The sequence below is a fragment of the Paraburkholderia sp. CHISQ3 genome (genome assembly GCF_030464945.1).
Classification (GTDB): Bacteria; Pseudomonadota; Gammaproteobacteria; order Burkholderiales; family Burkholderiaceae; genus Paraburkholderia; species Paraburkholderia megapolitana.
The window spans coordinates 126,555-141,733 of the sequence record NZ_JALPRG010000005.1; the positions used below are offsets into that span (position 1 = coordinate 126,555).

A 15,179-nucleotide genomic window follows, 5' to 3' on the forward strand; every position below is an offset into this window, starting at 1 on the left:
TTCCTTTATGCCTTCCTTGATCATAGTCGTTCCGTGCGTCATTGACGCCGGTTCCACGAACAGCAGCCGGCGCTTAAGGCGTGCCGGCCGGTGGCTGGTCAGACCAGGGTTTCGGCAACTGGTGGAAACGCATTGCGCCTTCGATCGGGAAGCCATAGTAGTAGCTGACCAGATCGCGTTTCATATGCGGCCGCGAAGTGTCTTCCAGGTAGATCATGTGACCGCCGGCATAGTGCGTGACCTGAATATCCGGGTGGATACCCTTCACACTCTTCAACCGTCCAAGATCCTTCTCGGTCATGAAAAACGGTGTGACCAGATCGTGGTAGCCGTTTTCAACCAGTACCTTGAGATGCGGATTCAGCGTCAGTGCGGCCAGCAAGTCGGGAATCGTGTCCGGTTCCGCCAGGCCACCGTGGCTGAAGTCCCAGTTCTCGTTGGCGGTATCGCTCAAGGTCACGTAGGTCGTATTCGGCGCAGTGTATTTCAGGTAGTTGGGCAGTTGCTGGTTCAGGATGATCGGGAACGGCGTGGACATCAATGCATCCGACGGATCGGAATCGCTGGCGATGATCGGGCTGTTGTTCGCCGCGGAAACCCGGCCGTCGTAACCGCCGATGGTGTAGCCAGGTATCAGTGCCGTATTCAGCGGATTCGGCCCGAGGTAAGCGGTCAGCGCACTGGCGTTGACGGTGCTTTCCGCCGAGAGTTGCGTGTACACCGCCGGCGTCGGGAATACCGGTGGATTCGCCAGACCGAGGAAGGTCGGACCGTACGGCAGGAATTGCGCGTAATCGCGGGTCGAAAAGTCGCGCATCATCTGCGCGAAGTTACGCAGCCACGGTAGCGGCGGTGTTACCTGTACACCAAACGGCGGCGGCGGCGTGACCAGCCCGAAGAATGCAGCCACTTCGGCATAGCCCGGCAACAGCGACACTGTGTAGTCGGTCGCACGCTGCAAGTCCGACGTGCTGGGGTATTGATCGTTGTAGTCGAGAATGCACGACTGCAGCACGATCCCGGTCAGCTTCACGCCAGCCTGTTGAAGCAACGGCGCGAGCACATCGGTACGCGGCGTGCCGTACGATTCGCCGTACAGATAGATAGGCGAATTAGGCCGCGGATTAACCGCCAGATAGCGCAGGATGAAATCGCGCATCACGCCGGCATCCTGATCGACACCCCAGAACGTCTGATTGGTGTTGGGCAACACTGCTTCGGAGAAGCCGGTGCCGGGAGGGTCGATGAAGACCATGTCGGTGGTATCGATCAGACTCTCTTCGTTATCCACGAGCGGGAAGTTAGGCCAGCCGGTCGTGTACGGATCGGGCGTCGCGACTCTGCTTGGCGCAAATGAACCGAGCCGTAGCTAGATCGACGAAGACCCGGGGCCGCCGTTATAGAAGAAGGTAACCGGACGCGGGAACGGTCCTCTGTTCTTCGCGATGTACGCGACGTAGAACATCGACGCTTCAGGATTGCCGTTCGCATCCATTGCGGTTAGATGCCCGGTCGTGGTGGTGTAGTCGACCCGCCTGCCGCTGTCCTTATAGGTCAACTGGTGATAAGCCACGCCGGCCTTTTCGTTCACGGCCGATGCCGCAAGACCATCGGTGGCGCCGAATGCGTAAGCGGTGTTATCCACGTACGGTTGATCGGGCGGAAAAGCATAGGCCGCGGGCGGCGCGAGCACGATCCCGCACACACCGGCAGCCAGCGTCAGCGCCGGCGCTACCGTGCGTATGAATCTTCGAAGTTTTTGCGGAGCAATCCTGACATTCAATTGACGATCTGCTTTCATCTTGTTGTCCTTTCCTGTTAATAGCATTCCACCGCACTCGTGCCGACATAGGCCGCGCCATATTGCGAACCTGTCGCCACACCCAGCCTGACCAGTTGCTGGGTGCCACAGCCGGCTAAATCACGACCGGATGGGCTGGTGTAGTGGTACGTGCCACGGTTTCAGAACAGACTTCTGCGACGCCTACTGGAATGCATGACACTTCCCCATGTAATCTGGAATCCTGCCCGATACGCCGGCAGCACAGGCATGTGCGAACGCTATCTGTGACGCGACGATGTCTTGCGAGGAAACATGGGGATGCGACGGCGTGACGGAACGTACATCGTGCGACATACGCTTCGTTACCGGGAACGGTTATCCCTTTCTTCTTTGCAGATGAAGAGCGCGGACACATTGCTTCATTCCGCGCTTTGATACGCCTCTGGTTTTTCTGAAGAATTACATGCGCAATATTAGGCCGGCCATCTGGAACGTCAAGAAGATCTTATGCTGCGGCAATACTCAAATGCGGTGTGAGTGTGCTGCACCGCATTAGCAGATTCTTTGCACGCGACTGCGGCAGTTTTACGGCTTCTTGACATGGCGTGTGCTGAAATGAGTGTGTAGTGAAGGAACAAACAGACGGGGCCGCCAACGCAATGAAAAACCGCGATATCGATGCATTGATCGAGGTACTCCAGCTCTACGCGCATCATCGCCTGAGCGATGTGGCACGCGGTGCCGATACGCCGGCGCTCGCAGCGCTGATGGTCGAGAAGTTCGGCGAAGGGATTGCGCGGGCAACGCGCGTGCTCGGTGTCGAAGGCTCCGATGAGCTGCGACGGGAAATCGATCGTCTGGTGCGCGAAGTGGACCCGCACTACCCCACTCATCTTCAGTACCGCTTTGAAGCGCGACCGGCAGGACTGGCCATCAACGGTGCGGCGCACTGATTCGCAAATCGGGTAACGCGCTTAAGCGATTCGGTAGCGCAGTTCAGCAAGACGTGCCGCTACATAGCCGTATTCGACCGCTTTTCCAGTCGCGTTTGCCTTCGGTGAGCGCGACTGGAAAAGCGGTTGGTATGTATAGCGGCAGGGCGTTCCATAGATAAACCGGCTTGCACCGATTCCGGGCGCAAGGTCGAGCGTGATTTTTACTCCACCTTAATGCCGGTTTGTGTAGCCTGACGGTATGTAATCGAAACCGGTGGTGATATGACACGCCCGATGACAAGCATGCGGAGTTTCCTCGGAAGCCGCAAAGGCCCGCTTCAACCGCAAGCGCGTCCCTCGGCAAGCCGTAACGTGATCATTCATGTGACGCTCGACGAGCAGCATGCCACGCCGTTACGTCAGGCGTTGATCCGCGATTGCGCCGATCAGCCGTGGACCATCCGCATCGCACCGTTGCCTGGAACAGGCCGCGTGCGGCTCTCGCTCTATCTGCCGAAAACAGCGGTGAGCGGCGCACTGCAACGCGTTGCGCATCTGGCTCCAGCCGCCGAACTGGGTCAACTGCTGGAAGTCCCCGACACACCGACAAGCGTCTGGCGCGGCCTCATGCATGCCGAGGAGCCACGCGACGACATATCCGTTCCGCCCACCGATAGCAGCGGCGACACGCTCGCGCAATTGATCACCCAGGACCATGTACTACTCGGACTCCAAGTAGCCGACAAGCAAACACTCTTCGTCGAACTCGGCCGTTTCTTCGAACAGCACCACGGGTTATCGGCAGCAGCAGTGACGGCGGGTCTCGAGACACGCGAAGCACTCGGCTCGACGGGACTGGGCCAGGGTGTGGCGGTGCCGCACGGGCAAATCAAGGGGCTACGCCACGCGCTGGCGTTATACGTGCGCCCCGCTACGCCGATTTCCTTCGACGCGCCGGACGGTCACCCGGTGACCGATATGGTCGTGCTGCTCGTGCCGCAATGGGCGAACAGCGCGCATCTGCGTCTGCTGGCCGATGTCGCGCGGCACTTCTGCGATCATCATTTCCGCGAGCAGCTGCACGCCTGTGTCGATGCACGGGCCGTGTGTCATCTTTTCACCGGCTATTGCGTGCTGGACGATGCATCGCACGATGTAGCCGGCGGTTGAATCCGCCCGGGACTACGTCCCGGTATGTCGCGCAGGAATGGCTGTTATGCCTTCGGCCTGCCTACCGGTCGTTTCGTCCATCTCCGATCATGCAGTCATGCCGAACTGCACAGCCACCGAGGCGCCGCGACCGAAAACCGGTTTGCCGGCGAACTCTATCTCCGGATAACGGCTGACAGCAGCGGACATCAACTCAATCATCGGAGAACATCATGTCGCTTCAGGACAAACTCGACGCTTTCAAGGCAGATTTCAAGGCCGGCAAACCGCCCTATAACGCACCGGCGGACATCCACCCGATCATGGAGCGCGCCACCGCCGAACTCATCGCCACCGGCCAGGCAAGCCGCGCCGTGAAAGCCGGCGATCGCGCGCCGGACTTCAACCTGAAAGACCAGGAGGACAACGAGGTTTCATTGGCCGGGTTGCTCAAGAAGGGTCCGCTTGTCGTGACGTTCTATCGCGGCGTCTGGTGTCCGTATTGCAATCTCGAACTGAAGGCGCTTAACGAAGCGCTGCCTGAACTGCAACGTTATGGGGCTAACGTGGTGGCGATCTCGCCGCAGTTGCAAGTCAACAGCCGCAAGGCGGTGCGCGTCAACGAACTGCGCTTCCCGGTGCTCAGCGACACGCACAACGAGACGGCGGACGCATTTGGACTACGCTTTGCCATGCCCGACTATCTGGTCGAGCTGTATAAGAAACTCAAGAACGATCTGCCTGCGATCAATGGCGATCCGGGCTGGACGCTGCCGATGCCCGCGCGCTACGTGATCGGAACGGATGGCATCGTTGCCTACTCCGAGGTGAACCCGGACTACACACGTCGTCCCGATCCGTCGGAGATGTTGCCGATTCTGAAAAAGCTGACGCAGATGGCGTGATCTCGTTCTCCGCGAGTCGTACTGCTGCAATCCCCGTGTGCCGCAAGCCGATAACTACGCAATATCGGTTTCCGCCTGAGGCACACCGGACAACACGCTTTCGACAAAAGCGACAAACGCACGCGCCTTCGAAGTGACGCGCCGCCCCGACGGAAACACGGCCCACAGGTCTATCGGCGGTAACTGCCAGTCCGTCAGCACCGCACGCACGGTGCCGTCGGCCAGTTCCGGTTCGAACATCCACTGCGAAGCGATGGCGATACCCATATCGGACAGCACGGCTGTGCGAATGCCTTCCGCAGCACTCACGCGCACCCTGCCCGACACCACCACGGCGACTTCCTTGCCGTTCTGGCTAAACGACCACGACTCGCCTCCGCCGCGCTGCGAATACACGATGGCTTGATGCCCGCTCAGGTCAGCCGGTGTCGCCGGCACGCCGGCTTCGGCGAAATAGGCCGGGGTACCGACAACGAAACGGGGGCTGCGGGCAATGCGCCGCGCGGTCATCGCGGAGTCGTCGAGAGCACCCATGCGTAGCGCCACGTCCATGCCTTCTTCGAACAGATCGATATTGCGGTCGTCGAGCACGATGTCGATCTCGAGTTGCGGATGTTCGTCGAGAAAGCGCTTCAGCGCTGGCAAAATATGCAGACGCGCGAACGTCACCGCCGCCGACACGCGCAACCGCCCCGACAGACTTTCCGACGATTGCCTCGCCGCATGCTCCGCTTCTTCCGCTTCGTCGATCGCAACCTTGGCGTGTTCGTAGAAGCGCTGGCCTGCATCTGTCGTGTTGAGCCCACGCGTCGAACGCAACAGCAAGCGCGCACCGACCCGTTCCTCGAGCTGCGCAATCGACTTCGATACGGCCGGCTGCCCCACATCGAGCCGACGCGCCGCGGCCGAGAACGACCCCGCCTCGACGACGGCGACAAACGTTTCCATGGCTGTCATGCGGTCCATATCGGGGCCTCACTGCTGAACGAAGGCTCAACGGTAGCACTGAAAACGGCAGCATCGCTTGATTTAAAGAATGAACGGTCTTAATATCAGCGTCACCATGACACGACCCTCTTCATCCGCCAGACACTCCCCGCCTCCGCCCGAACGCGGACGACCTCGCGAGTTCGATATCGACGAAGTCACGCAAGCCGCCAGTCAGGTCTTCTGGGAGCAGGGTTATAACGCCACCTCCATCGAAACCTTGTGTCAGTCGACGGGCCTTTTTCGGGCGAGCCTCTACAGTGCGTTCGGCGACAAGCACGGGTTGCTCGTCGCCGCCTTCGATCACTATGCGCAAGGCGCCGTAGCCCGTCTGAAGGAACGGCTGGAAGCGGACTTGCCGCCGCGCGAAGCATTGCGCAATGCATTGCTGTATTACACACAGGTCGCCGCAAAACTATCGGGGCGGTACGGCTGCTTCATCACGAATGCGGCCATCGAGCTACTGCCCGCCGATGAAGCACTCCGCCCGCATATCGAAAGCACGCTGCGCCGCGTCGCCTTGCACCTGGCGGGCGCGGTGGTTCGCGGACAGCAGACCGGCGACTTCAATACCACGCTCGACGAACAGGCTGTCAGCATGTTTCTGTTATGCGTTATCCAGGGTATGCGCGTGCTGGGAAAGATCGACACGCAGGAGCAGGAACTGGTTTCGATCGTCGATATGACGATGCGTGTGCTGGTCTAAAATTTTTTGCCCATTTGTGGAACGATCATTCATGAATAAGCCAATCGAGTTACCGGTGGTATCGGCAATGGCTGCTGCGTCGAGCCATCGCCTCTACGGCAAGGGCGTGTTGCTGTGCGTGATCGCGACGGTACTGATGGGCATCATGTTCCCGGTGATGACGAATGCGCTGACGCATATCGACCCGTTCACGTTCACATCGCTGCGATACCTGATCGCCGGCACGGCGTTTCTGGTTCTGCTGCTAATCAAGGAAGGCGCCGGTGCACTCCGCGCAAATGGAGAATCGATTGCTCTCGCCTGGTTGCTCGGCTCGGTGGGGTTTTGCGGCTTCGGTTCGTTCGTATTTCTTGGCCAACAGCTGGCCGGCCCCGAAGGCGCATTGACCGCCTCGATCATGATGGCAACTCAACCGATGATGGGCCTGCTCGTAAATTCGATCGTGCGCAGGAGCGCGCCGCCGCTGTTCTCGTTTCTGTTTATCCTGATGTCGTTCGCGGGTGTCTCGCTGGTCGTCACGAAGGGGGATATCGCCGCGGCGTTGAGCAAACCGCAGCATTACTCGGCGAATGCGCTCATTGTTGTCGGAGCCTTGTGCTGGGTGATCTACACGTTCAGCGCGGCGCATTTCAGGAACTGGTCCGCGCTGAAATACACGACGATGACGACATGGCTCGGACTGACCACGATTGTCGGTCTCAACGTGCTGCTGTTCGCGCTTCATGTCGTCGCCGTACCCTCCGCATCGGCATTGCGCGCCATCGTCCCTCACCTGCTTTACATGGGGCCGGTCGCGGGTTTCATCGCGATCCTGTTCTGGAACATGGGCAACCGGATTCTTACTCCGCTTAACGGCGTGCTGTTCATGGACGTCTTGCCGGTCACGACATTCATCGTTTCATCACTGACCGGTGTGATTCCGGCGCGCGCACAAATCGCGGGAGCGTGCATGACGGGGGCCGCGCTGATCTTCAACAATGTCTACCTGCGCCGTCGAGCCCGGCAGCGTTCGATCACCCGGTGAAACCCGGCCACGAGCCACGCACACTTTACGAACGTCACGCGAACATGCCAGGATGTTCGCCTCGATGCACATCGGGCGGCGTTTTTCGGCTGATTAAGCTATATTCGGTCGAACCCCGTGCCCCTCTACTCCCACGTCACCCCGTTCCCACGCGATGAACAATAACCCGGCATCCGGAACCTCCTCTCCACCACAAGCTGTCTCCGTGCCCATTACGCGAAGCGCGATCTTCATCGTCGCGACTCTTGCGCCGGATACCGACAGTCATCAAACCGTCCGCGACTGGTGCGCCGACGTCGCCGCACTGGTCAGAGCCGTAGGCAAACGCGTGCCGGGCGGCGGCTTGTCGTGCGTGTGCGGCTTCGGCTCCACCGCATGGGACGCGCTGTTCGGCGCGCCGCGCCCGGCGGGCCTGCATCCGTTCCGCGAATTCGGCTCGGGCGACCGCGTGGCCGTCGCGACACCCGGCGATCTCCTGCTGCATATCCGCGCGGACCGGATGGACCTGTGCTTCGAACTGGCCACGCAACTGCTCGGACGTCTCGGCATGGCGGTGACGACGGTCGACGAAGTACACGGGTTCCGCAACTTCGACATGCGCAGCATGGTCGGTTTCGTCGATGGAACTGAAAATCCCGAGGGTGACGAAGCCGTTGCGTTTACCGTGATCGGCGACGAAGACGCGGAGTTTGCCGGCGGCAGCTATGTCATCGTGCAGAAATATCTGCACGATATGGATGGCTGGAACGCGCTGCCGGTCGAAGCGCAGGAACGCATCATCGGTCGCACGAAACTCTCCGACATCGAACTCGACGACTCGATCAAACCGACCTCGTCGCATAGTTCGCTCACCACGCTCGATGAGAACGGTACGGAAGTGAAAATCCTGCGCGACAACATGCCGTTCGGCAGGCCCGGTTCGCGCGAGTTCGGTACGTATTTCATCGGCTATGCGCGCTCGCCGCAACCGATCGAACAGATGATGGAAAACATGTTCGTCGGTCGTCCGCCCGGCAACTACGACCGTCTGCTCGACTTTAGCCGCGCGGTGACTGGCGGTCTGTTCTTCGTGCCGTCGCAAGCGCTGTTCGAAGCGCTCGCGGAGCGCGGACAACCCCCGGCAACCTCTGCGCCCGACAACGCCAATCCCGCCTCGCCATCCGTGCAGAACGACGACGGATCGCTCAACATCGGTTCTCTCAAAGGAATATCCGGCCATGAATAATCTGCACCGCGAGCTAGCTCCTATCTCCGCCGAGGCGTGGGAACAGATCGAAGAGGAAGTGGCCAGAACCTTCAGGCGCTCGGTTGCGGGCAGACGTGTGGTCGATTTCAAGGGTCCTGGCGGCTCGACGCTCGCGGCGGTCGGCACCGGCCATCAGATCAATATCGCGGCGCCGCTGCAAGGCATGACCGCGCGGCAACGCGAGGTCAAGGTCGTCGTCGAACTGCGCGTGCCGTTCGAGTTGCGGCGCGAAGCAGTCGATGACGTCGAGCGCGGCGCGAACGATTCCGACTGGCAACCGGCAAAGGACGCGGCAACGCAGCTCGCCTATTCGGAAGACCAGGCGATTTTCGACGGCTACAAGGCTGCGGGCATCGTGGGGATTCGCGAAGGCACGTCGAATCCGCTGTTGACGCTGCCCGCCGAAGTCAGCGACTACCCGGCGGCCATTGCGAAGGCGCTCGAGCAGTTGCGTCTTGCCGGTGTCGATGGTCCTTACTCGGTGTTGCTCGGTGCGGACGCGTACACCGCGCTTGGCGAAGCCAGCGATCAGGGCTACCCGGTGCTTGGGCATATCCGCCGGCTGGTCGACGGCGAAGTGATCTGGGCGCCGGCTATCGCGGGTGGCTGCGTGCTGTCCACGCGCGGCGGCGACTTCGAGCTGCATATTGGCCAGGACCTGTCGATCGGCTATCTCAGCCACAACGAAGAAACCGTGCGGTTGTATCTGCAGGAAACGTTCACGTTCCTGCTGCTGACAACCGAAGCATCGGTGGCGATTGTCCGCACCTGAGCCGAATAATCGCGTGGCATAATCGGCACACTTCGTTGTCCCTTCGCGCCGCGAGCCGCATGTCACGCATCCGCCTTCTGAAACTCGGCAGCCTGCTCGGATTGCTTGCAATCCTGATGAGCACGCTTGCGCCGACCATTTCGCAAGCGCTCGCGTCGCACGACAGACTGGGCCAGGCGCTCGCTACTTATTGCTCGGCGGACACGAGCGCCAATGCGTCGCAACCGGACAACCCGCCGGCGCACGGTGCCGCGCTGCACTGGCAAGCCTGCGCGTATTGCGGTTTGCTCGCGCATCTGCCGGTGCTGCCCGGAACAACCACTTCGTTTGCGGCCAGCCGCTCGGTGGCACCGGCACTCGTGCTTGCCGTTCAACACGAAATACGCCCGCTTCTCGTCTACACCGCTGCCCAGCCCAGGGCCCCTCCGGCTTTCTCCTGATCCCGTCTTGTCGTACTTACTCGCCGCATTGCATACGCAATAGCGGCCCGTCGTCCTGCGCATGCGGGACGACGCCTCAGGACAACAGGAGAAACCCTTCATGCGCACGCTTTTCAAGCGGCACATCACACTTGCGCGCACTGCATTGATGATGGCCGGCACGGCGGCTTGCCTCGTCACCGCGCCGGCAGCATCGGCGCACGCGGTAGTCGGCGACCGCGTCTTTCCCGCGACGCTCACCGTGGACGACCCCGGCGTCGGCGATGAATTCGACACGCAGTTCGGTCACATCAAATCAACCGACGACAACGGCAACACGATCAACGTCAATACCGTCTCGTACGAGTGGGACAAGCTGATCACGAAGAACCTCGCGTTCAGCGTCGCCAGCAACTACGTGACCCAGAACGCACCGGACGGCGGCTCGGTAAAAGGCTGGGACAACGTGACGTTAGGCGTTAAGTACATGGTGTATGCGAACGCGGCGCACGAATTCATGGCGTCGATCGGGCTCGAATCGGAGATTGGTGGAAGCGGTGCAAGATCGATTGCGAATTCGTATTCGACCTTCACGCCCACGGCTTATTTCGGCAAAGGCTTTGGCGACCTGCCTGCGAGTCTCGGTTATCTGCGGCCGTTTGCGATTACCGGGCAGATCGGTCCGAACCTGACGACAGCGTCGTCGGATAACGGGCCGAATTCGCTCGGCTGGGGCGTGACGCTGCAATACAGCATCCCTTACCTGCAATCGCAAGTGAAAGATCTCGGGCTGCCGCAACCGTTGAGCAACCTGATTCCCGTCGTCGAATTCCCGATGAGCACCTGCACGGCCGGTGCATGCGCGGGCCACACCACCGGCACGATCAACCCCGGTGTGTTGTGGCTCAACCGTTACGGCCAGTTCGGCATCGAAGCGCAGATTCCCGCCAATCGCGCGAGCGGCAACCATGTAGGCGTGCTGCTCGACGCCCACCTGTACTTCGACGACATCTTCCCTAACTCACTCGGCAAACCACTCTTCTGATCATGAAAACGCTCTATTCAAACCTGACCACCGCGCACGCCCTCGCTGCCGCATTGCTGCTGGGCGCAGCGCAACTGGCACACGCGCACGCGTATCCGACTCACCAGGTGCCCGGCGCGGGCGCGACCGTATCGGCTGCGCAGAAAGATGTCGCGATCGATTTCGACGATGGCCTCGAACCGGCATTCAGTTCGATCACCGTCACCGATGCGCAAGGTAAGGCGGTCACGAACGGCAAAGCCACCGTCGATCCGGCGAACCAGAAACACATGTCGGTGGGTCTGAACGCGTTGACGCCCGGCGTCTATACGGTCGCCTGGATCGCTGTCGCCGCGGATGGACATCGCACCCAGGGCCACTACGCGTTCACGGTGAAGTAGCCGACGCGCGTTCGATGTTCACGGCAGCCGCCTTCGGTACCTATCGATAAAAAACATAATCGGCAAGATAGGGCGAGCTGCCTGCCTGATGCTCCGCGGAGCAAGAAGCCGTCGGCATCAATCCGCCGACGGTCTTCACGCGTTGCACATACCGCACGTTTGAAAGCGTGCCGTTGCCCGACGTGCTGTGCGTTTCGAGCAGCAGTTGCGGCACGCTCGCCGGCGTATCGCTGGCGCGCTGCGCAAGCACGTGCCCGACGATGCGGCTACCGTCTTGCGCCTCCCACGACGGCCCCGTGCCATGCCGGACCACAGCCTCGCCGCTCGCATCGAATAGCGTGGCCTGCGGGCTTTTGAATACCCAGCCCAGACGATGCTGCGCATCGTACTCGCACGAATAGATCTGCACGCCCGACGCCACCAGCGTCATCGCGCGCTGGGCCTGCGCCGGCGGATCGATCGAAGGCGAGGCCGATACCGATGTCGATGCGGAAGTAGCTGGCATCGTTGTACACGCACCCAACACCGATATACCGACGACGGTTGCAATACCCAACAGCACACTGTTCCTGGACATGACTATCACCTTGAATGAACCACATGGCACGCGAGATTGTAGCCGCGGATGAGCAGCTGGACTTTCATAGACGCACCTGCATAACAGCCGGTATGCCGCAACTATTCCATCACCGGTCGATTATTTTCACGCGCATAAACCGCACGTTTCCAAACAGCGATGCATCGAAAACGTCTTTGCGATAAACGCGGAATAAACCGCCTCACCGCACGTTTTGCACAGGACGACCGAGTAATCGCGGCAAAAACCATCGAGCACTCAGATCGTTGCGACCCATAGCGTTAGCTCATCTCTGCGACAGCGACACAGAGACATCGCTGTAGAGCAACCGCACACACATCCATCCACTGGGAATTCACCATGAAACTGCATCGAAACGCAGTACTCGTCACACTGTGCACGATCACGGCAGCCACGCTCGCCGCGTGCGGCAGCAGCGACAACAGTTCGACGCCAACCATGCCGGCACAATTCAAGGCTACGACACTCGTGTCGGACGGCAGCGTCGCCGCGGCGAACATCGACCCGAATCTGAAAAACGGCTGGGGCATCGCCTTCAATCCGACCGGTGTGGTGTGGGTGTCCGACAACAACACGAAGAAGTCGACTCTGTATGACGGCAACGGCGTCGTACAGTCGCTCGTCGTCACGATTGCACCGAATGCCGCGGGCCAGGCAGCGGGGCCCACGGGCATCGTGTTCAACAAGAGCACCGACTTCCAGATCAGCGCGAACGGTGGAGCCTCGGCCAATGCAGTGTTCCTGTGGGCAACCGACGCCGGCACGATCGCGGCATGGTCGCCGAAGGTCCTGCCGACACAAGCGGTCAACGCCTACGACGACGGCGCAGGCGCAGCGGTCTACAAGGGCCTCGCGATCGGCGTGAACGCAGGTGCGAACCTGTTATACGCAACCGACTTCCACAACAAGAAAGTCGATGTGTTCGACAAGTCCTTCAACAAGATTCAACTGGCCGGCAAGTTCGTCGATCCGCAATTGCCTGCGGGCCTGTCGCCATTCGGCATCGCCGCGATCGGCGGTACCGTGTACGTCAGCTACGCGTTGCTCGGTCCCGATGGACACACGCAGGTGAACGGTGCGGGCAACGGCGTCGTCGATGCCTTCGATACCGCCGGTAACCTCATCAAACGCATTGCCACCGCGGGCACACTCAATTCGCCATGGGGACTCGTAGTCGCGCCCGCCAATTTCGGCGCGGCGAGCAACGATCTGCTCGTCGGCAACTTCGGCGACGGCACGATCGATGCGTTCGATCCAAATAGCGGCAAGTTCCTCGGCGCGCTAACCAGCACGAGTGGTTCGACGTTCAAGCAACCGGGTATCTGGGGCATGGCATTCGGCAACAACGTCGACAACCAGCCGCTCAACACGCTTTTCTTCGCGGCCGGCCCGACGCCGACGACCGGTGTGTACGGTCGCCTCGACGTGACACCGTAAAGCTCAAAACGTAGCCCGATAAACAGCTAGTTCGACAGTCTGTTGTCGGCTTCATGAAAGCAACGCGACGCAGGTCATGCAGCCATTCGCTGCGCCAACCTGCGTCGTGTCCAGCATGGAACGCATCACCGCACCTGTCCTCCAGGCAATTACCACCAGCGCGTCGCTGCGGCGCCAGGCAAAAACACGGGTCTCACGTTAAACTCCGGCATCGACGTCATGCCGGCGCGCGCATTCACGCGCACAAAACCGGTAGACGACGCATTCGGACACCTGGAGAGACACGTCGATGACCGGTGTAGATTTACCCAGCATGCTTCCCGAGATGCTGCCGCGGCTGTGGGCGTTCGCGCTGCGCATTGCCGGCGATCAGCATGATGCGGAAGATCTGGTGCAGCGCGCCTGCGTGCGCGCACTCGAACGGGCGCATCAATTGCAGCCCGGTACCGCACCACTCAGCTGGATGTTCTCGATCGTTCACACGACCTGGATCAACGAGTTGCGTGCCCGCAGCGTGCGCAAGCGTTCCAGCATGGAATGGGACGACGACTTCCTCGAAAACATCGCCGATCCGAGCGGACAGACGCCGGAAACGCAGGTCATGAACGCGCAGATCATCGACGCCGTGGCGCGTCTGCCCGAAGCGCAGCGCGTCGTGATGCTGCTCGTGGCCGTGGAGGGCTTAAGCTACCAGGAAGCCGCCGATGCGCTCGAAGTCCCGATCGGCACCGTGATGAGCCGGCTGTCGCGCGCTCGCCAGGCAATCGGCGCGCAATTCGCCACGCGCGATGAAGCACCGCGCGGCGCGACCCAACGTAAGGACTCGATCGCATGACAATCGACGAAACCTTACTGCTGGCTTATGTCGACGGCGAACTGCCGCCGACGCAGCGCGCCGAAGTGGAAACGCTCGTCGCCGGTTCGGACGAAGCGGCCGAATTCGTCAGGATGTTGCGCGCATCGCAGTTCGACTATCGGCGCGCGTTCGCCGCGCAGAAACTGCCGCCGGTGCCCGCGTCGCTCGCGCAGAACGTCGACGCACTGGTCCAGCAACACCGGGTGACTCATACGGCCGCAAACGCCGATCGAGCCACCGGTGTGCTGCCCACCGCCACAACCACGCCCGCAGCCGCCCCCGTCCGCTCGCGTTTGCGCGGCGTCCCGGTATGGCTCGCCGCGGCGTGCGTGGCCGGTGCATTCTGTGCCGGCCTGGTGTTGCGCACGGGCCCGCTGATCGGTACCGCCGGCGACGGCATGTCACCATGGGTTGCCGCCGCGGCCGGTTACCAGCGCCTCTATACGCGCGACACCGTGGCCTATACGCCGGTCGATCCGCAGCGTACGGCAAGCATCATCGACGAGATCCGCGCAAAGGACCATCTCGCACTGAACGTACCCGACCTCAGCAGCGCCGGTTTGCAGTTCAAGGCGATCCAGCGGCTCAACTTCAACAACAAGCCGCTCGTGCAGATCGTCTACCTGCCGCGCAAAGGGCCACCTGTCTCGCTGTGCGTGATCGGCGATCCAAAGCCCGATGCCGCGGTGGCAGCAAGGACGGTCGATTCGATGCATGTGATAACGTGGCGCCAGGCGAAAGTGGGCTACGCGCTGCTCGGCAACGTAAGCGACATCGACCTCGAATCGATCGGCAGGCAGATTGCGGGGCACGGCACCAACCCGTTGTTCGGCGCAACAGCCGGGCCGACAGCCGCGTCCTGGACATCGCCGGACGCCTGAAAATCGCCCTTCGAAAATAACCTCGGCGCGCTGGAACAAATCCGCGCGCCGAAGTG

Annotated in this window: 15 protein-coding genes and 1 pseudogene; 13 read left to right on the forward strand and 3 right to left on the reverse strand. The window is 61.0% G+C overall.

Going from position 1 to position 15,179, the window contains the following annotated elements:
• Positions 1-73 precede the first annotated feature (73 nt).
• Positions 74-1,657, reverse strand: a pseudogene (locus tag M0D65_RS13240) (peptidase S10); the annotation flags it as partial.
• A 752-nt stretch (positions 1,658-2,409) separates the two neighbouring features.
• On the opposite strand from M0D65_RS13240, the gene M0D65_RS13245 reads away from it, so the two are divergent.
• The 3 genes from M0D65_RS13245 to M0D65_RS13255 all read left to right on the forward strand — a co-directional run bounded on the left by M0D65_RS13245 (position 2,410) and on the right by M0D65_RS13255 (position 4,772).
• On the forward strand, positions 2,410-2,736 hold the full coding sequence (locus tag M0D65_RS13245; RefSeq protein ID WP_143098017.1) for a hypothetical protein: 327 nt from the start codon (positions 2,410-2,412) through the stop codon (positions 2,734-2,736).
• A gap of 285 nt (positions 2,737-3,021) precedes the next feature.
• Entirely contained in the window at positions 3,022-3,888 is an 867-nt protein-coding gene (locus M0D65_RS13250) for a PTS sugar transporter subunit IIA (protein ID WP_266253063.1), read from the forward strand.
• A 212-nt stretch (positions 3,889-4,100) separates the two neighbouring features.
• The gene (locus M0D65_RS13255) at positions 4,101-4,772 is read left to right on the forward strand and encodes a peroxiredoxin-like family protein (protein WP_266253064.1); all 672 of its coding nucleotides are present in this window, start codon (positions 4,101-4,103) and stop codon (positions 4,770-4,772) included.
• Between the two features lie 54 nt (positions 4,773-4,826).
• On the opposite strand, the gene M0D65_RS13260 is transcribed toward M0D65_RS13255, so the two are convergent.
• The gene (locus M0D65_RS13260; RefSeq protein WP_266253065.1) at positions 4,827-5,738 is read right to left on the reverse strand and encodes a LysR family transcriptional regulator; all 912 of its coding nucleotides are present in this window, start codon (positions 5,736-5,738) and stop codon (positions 4,827-4,829) included.
• Between the two features lie 97 nt (positions 5,739-5,835).
• Between M0D65_RS13260 and M0D65_RS13265 the strand changes: the two genes are divergently transcribed.
• The 7 genes from M0D65_RS13265 to M0D65_RS13295 all read left to right on the forward strand — a co-directional run bounded on the left by M0D65_RS13265 (position 5,836) and on the right by M0D65_RS13295 (position 11,351).
• A complete protein-coding gene (locus M0D65_RS13265; protein ID WP_266253403.1) occupies positions 5,836-6,465 on the forward strand; it encodes a TetR/AcrR family transcriptional regulator in 630 nt (209 codons plus the stop codon).
• Positions 6,466-6,496: 31 nt separating this feature from the next.
• Positions 6,497-7,489, forward strand: a complete 993-nt coding sequence (locus M0D65_RS13270) for a DMT family transporter (RefSeq protein WP_266253066.1) — start codon at positions 6,497-6,499, stop codon at positions 7,487-7,489.
• 154 nt (positions 7,490-7,643) lie between these two features.
• Positions 7,644-8,714: a Dyp-type peroxidase gene (locus M0D65_RS13275; RefSeq protein ID WP_266253068.1), complete on the forward strand. Its 1,071-nt coding sequence runs from the start codon at positions 7,644-7,646 to the stop codon at positions 8,712-8,714.
• A complete protein-coding gene (locus M0D65_RS13280; RefSeq protein WP_266253069.1) occupies positions 8,707-9,507 on the forward strand; it encodes a family 1 encapsulin nanocompartment shell protein in 801 nt (266 codons plus the stop codon). The genes M0D65_RS13275 and M0D65_RS13280 overlap by 8 nt, the downstream gene beginning before the upstream one ends.
• A 59-nt stretch (positions 9,508-9,566) precedes the next feature.
• Positions 9,567-9,947, forward strand: a complete 381-nt coding sequence (locus M0D65_RS13285; protein WP_266253070.1) for a DUF2946 domain-containing protein — start codon at positions 9,567-9,569, stop codon at positions 9,945-9,947.
• Between the two features lie 100 nt (positions 9,948-10,047).
• Complete coding sequence (locus tag M0D65_RS13290; protein WP_308076662.1) at positions 10,048-10,971, forward strand: hypothetical protein; 924 nt, start codon at positions 10,048-10,050, stop codon at positions 10,969-10,971.
• Positions 10,972-10,973: 2 nt separating this feature from the next.
• Positions 10,974-11,351 (forward strand): copper resistance protein CopC, encoded by a 378-nt coding sequence (locus tag M0D65_RS13295; RefSeq protein ID WP_266253072.1) that lies wholly within the window; start codon positions 10,974-10,976, stop codon positions 11,349-11,351.
• A 40-nt stretch (positions 11,352-11,391) separates the two neighbouring features.
• Here M0D65_RS13295 and M0D65_RS13300 read toward each other — a convergent pair whose 3' ends face one another.
• The gene (locus M0D65_RS13300; RefSeq protein ID WP_266253074.1) at positions 11,392-11,928 is read right to left on the reverse strand and encodes a DUF3455 domain-containing protein; all 537 of its coding nucleotides are present in this window, start codon (positions 11,926-11,928) and stop codon (positions 11,392-11,394) included.
• Between the two features lie 360 nt (positions 11,929-12,288).
• Between M0D65_RS13300 and M0D65_RS13305 the strand changes: the two genes are divergently transcribed.
• From M0D65_RS13305 to M0D65_RS13315, 3 genes are all read left to right on the forward strand, one after another.
• The gene (locus M0D65_RS13305) at positions 12,289-13,386 is read left to right on the forward strand and encodes a TIGR03118 family protein (RefSeq protein WP_266253075.1); all 1,098 of its coding nucleotides are present in this window, start codon (positions 12,289-12,291) and stop codon (positions 13,384-13,386) included.
• Between the two features lie 289 nt (positions 13,387-13,675).
• A complete protein-coding gene (locus tag M0D65_RS13310) occupies positions 13,676-14,221 on the forward strand; it encodes an RNA polymerase sigma factor (RefSeq protein ID WP_091007736.1) in 546 nt (181 codons plus the stop codon).
• Entirely contained in the window at positions 14,218-15,123 is a 906-nt protein-coding gene (locus M0D65_RS13315; RefSeq protein WP_266253077.1) for an anti-sigma factor, read from the forward strand. Before M0D65_RS13310 ends, M0D65_RS13315 begins: the two co-directional genes overlap by 4 nt.
• Positions 15,124-15,179 lie beyond the last annotated feature (56 nt).

Bases quoted from the DNA above. Each gene is read 5' to 3' on its own strand.
- M0D65_RS13250 (WP_266253063.1), top strand. From the start codon at position 3,022: ATGCGGAGTTTCCTCGGAAGCCGCAAAGGCCCGCTTCAACCGCAAGCG.
- M0D65_RS13255 (WP_266253064.1), top strand. From the start codon at position 4,101: ATGTCGCTTCAGGACAAACTCGACGCTTTCAAGGCAGATTTCAAGGCC.
- M0D65_RS13260 (WP_266253065.1), bottom strand. From the start codon at position 5,738: ATGGACCGCATGACAGCCATGGAAACGTTTGTCGCCGTCGTCGAGGCG.
- M0D65_RS13265 (WP_266253403.1), top strand. From the start codon at position 5,836: ATGACACGACCCTCTTCATCCGCCAGACACTCCCCGCCTCCGCCCGAA.
- M0D65_RS13270 (WP_266253066.1), top strand. From the start codon at position 6,497: ATGAATAAGCCAATCGAGTTACCGGTGGTATCGGCAATGGCTGCTGCG.
- M0D65_RS13275 (WP_266253068.1), top strand. From the start codon at position 7,644: ATGAACAATAACCCGGCATCCGGAACCTCCTCTCCACCACAAGCTGTC.
- M0D65_RS13280 (WP_266253069.1), top strand. From the start codon at position 8,707: ATGAATAATCTGCACCGCGAGCTAGCTCCTATCTCCGCCGAGGCGTGG.
- M0D65_RS13285 (WP_266253070.1), top strand. From the start codon at position 9,567: ATGTCACGCATCCGCCTTCTGAAACTCGGCAGCCTGCTCGGATTGCTT.
- M0D65_RS13290 (WP_308076662.1), top strand. From the start codon at position 10,048: ATGCGCACGCTTTTCAAGCGGCACATCACACTTGCGCGCACTGCATTG.
- M0D65_RS13295 (WP_266253072.1), top strand. From the start codon at position 10,974: ATGAAAACGCTCTATTCAAACCTGACCACCGCGCACGCCCTCGCTGCC.
- M0D65_RS13300 (WP_266253074.1), bottom strand. From the start codon at position 11,928: ATGTCCAGGAACAGTGTGCTGTTGGGTATTGCAACCGTCGTCGGTATA.
- M0D65_RS13305 (WP_266253075.1), top strand. From the start codon at position 12,289: ATGAAACTGCATCGAAACGCAGTACTCGTCACACTGTGCACGATCACG.
- M0D65_RS13310 (WP_091007736.1), top strand. From the start codon at position 13,676: ATGACCGGTGTAGATTTACCCAGCATGCTTCCCGAGATGCTGCCGCGG.
- M0D65_RS13315 (WP_266253077.1), top strand. From the start codon at position 14,218: ATGACAATCGACGAAACCTTACTGCTGGCTTATGTCGACGGCGAACTG.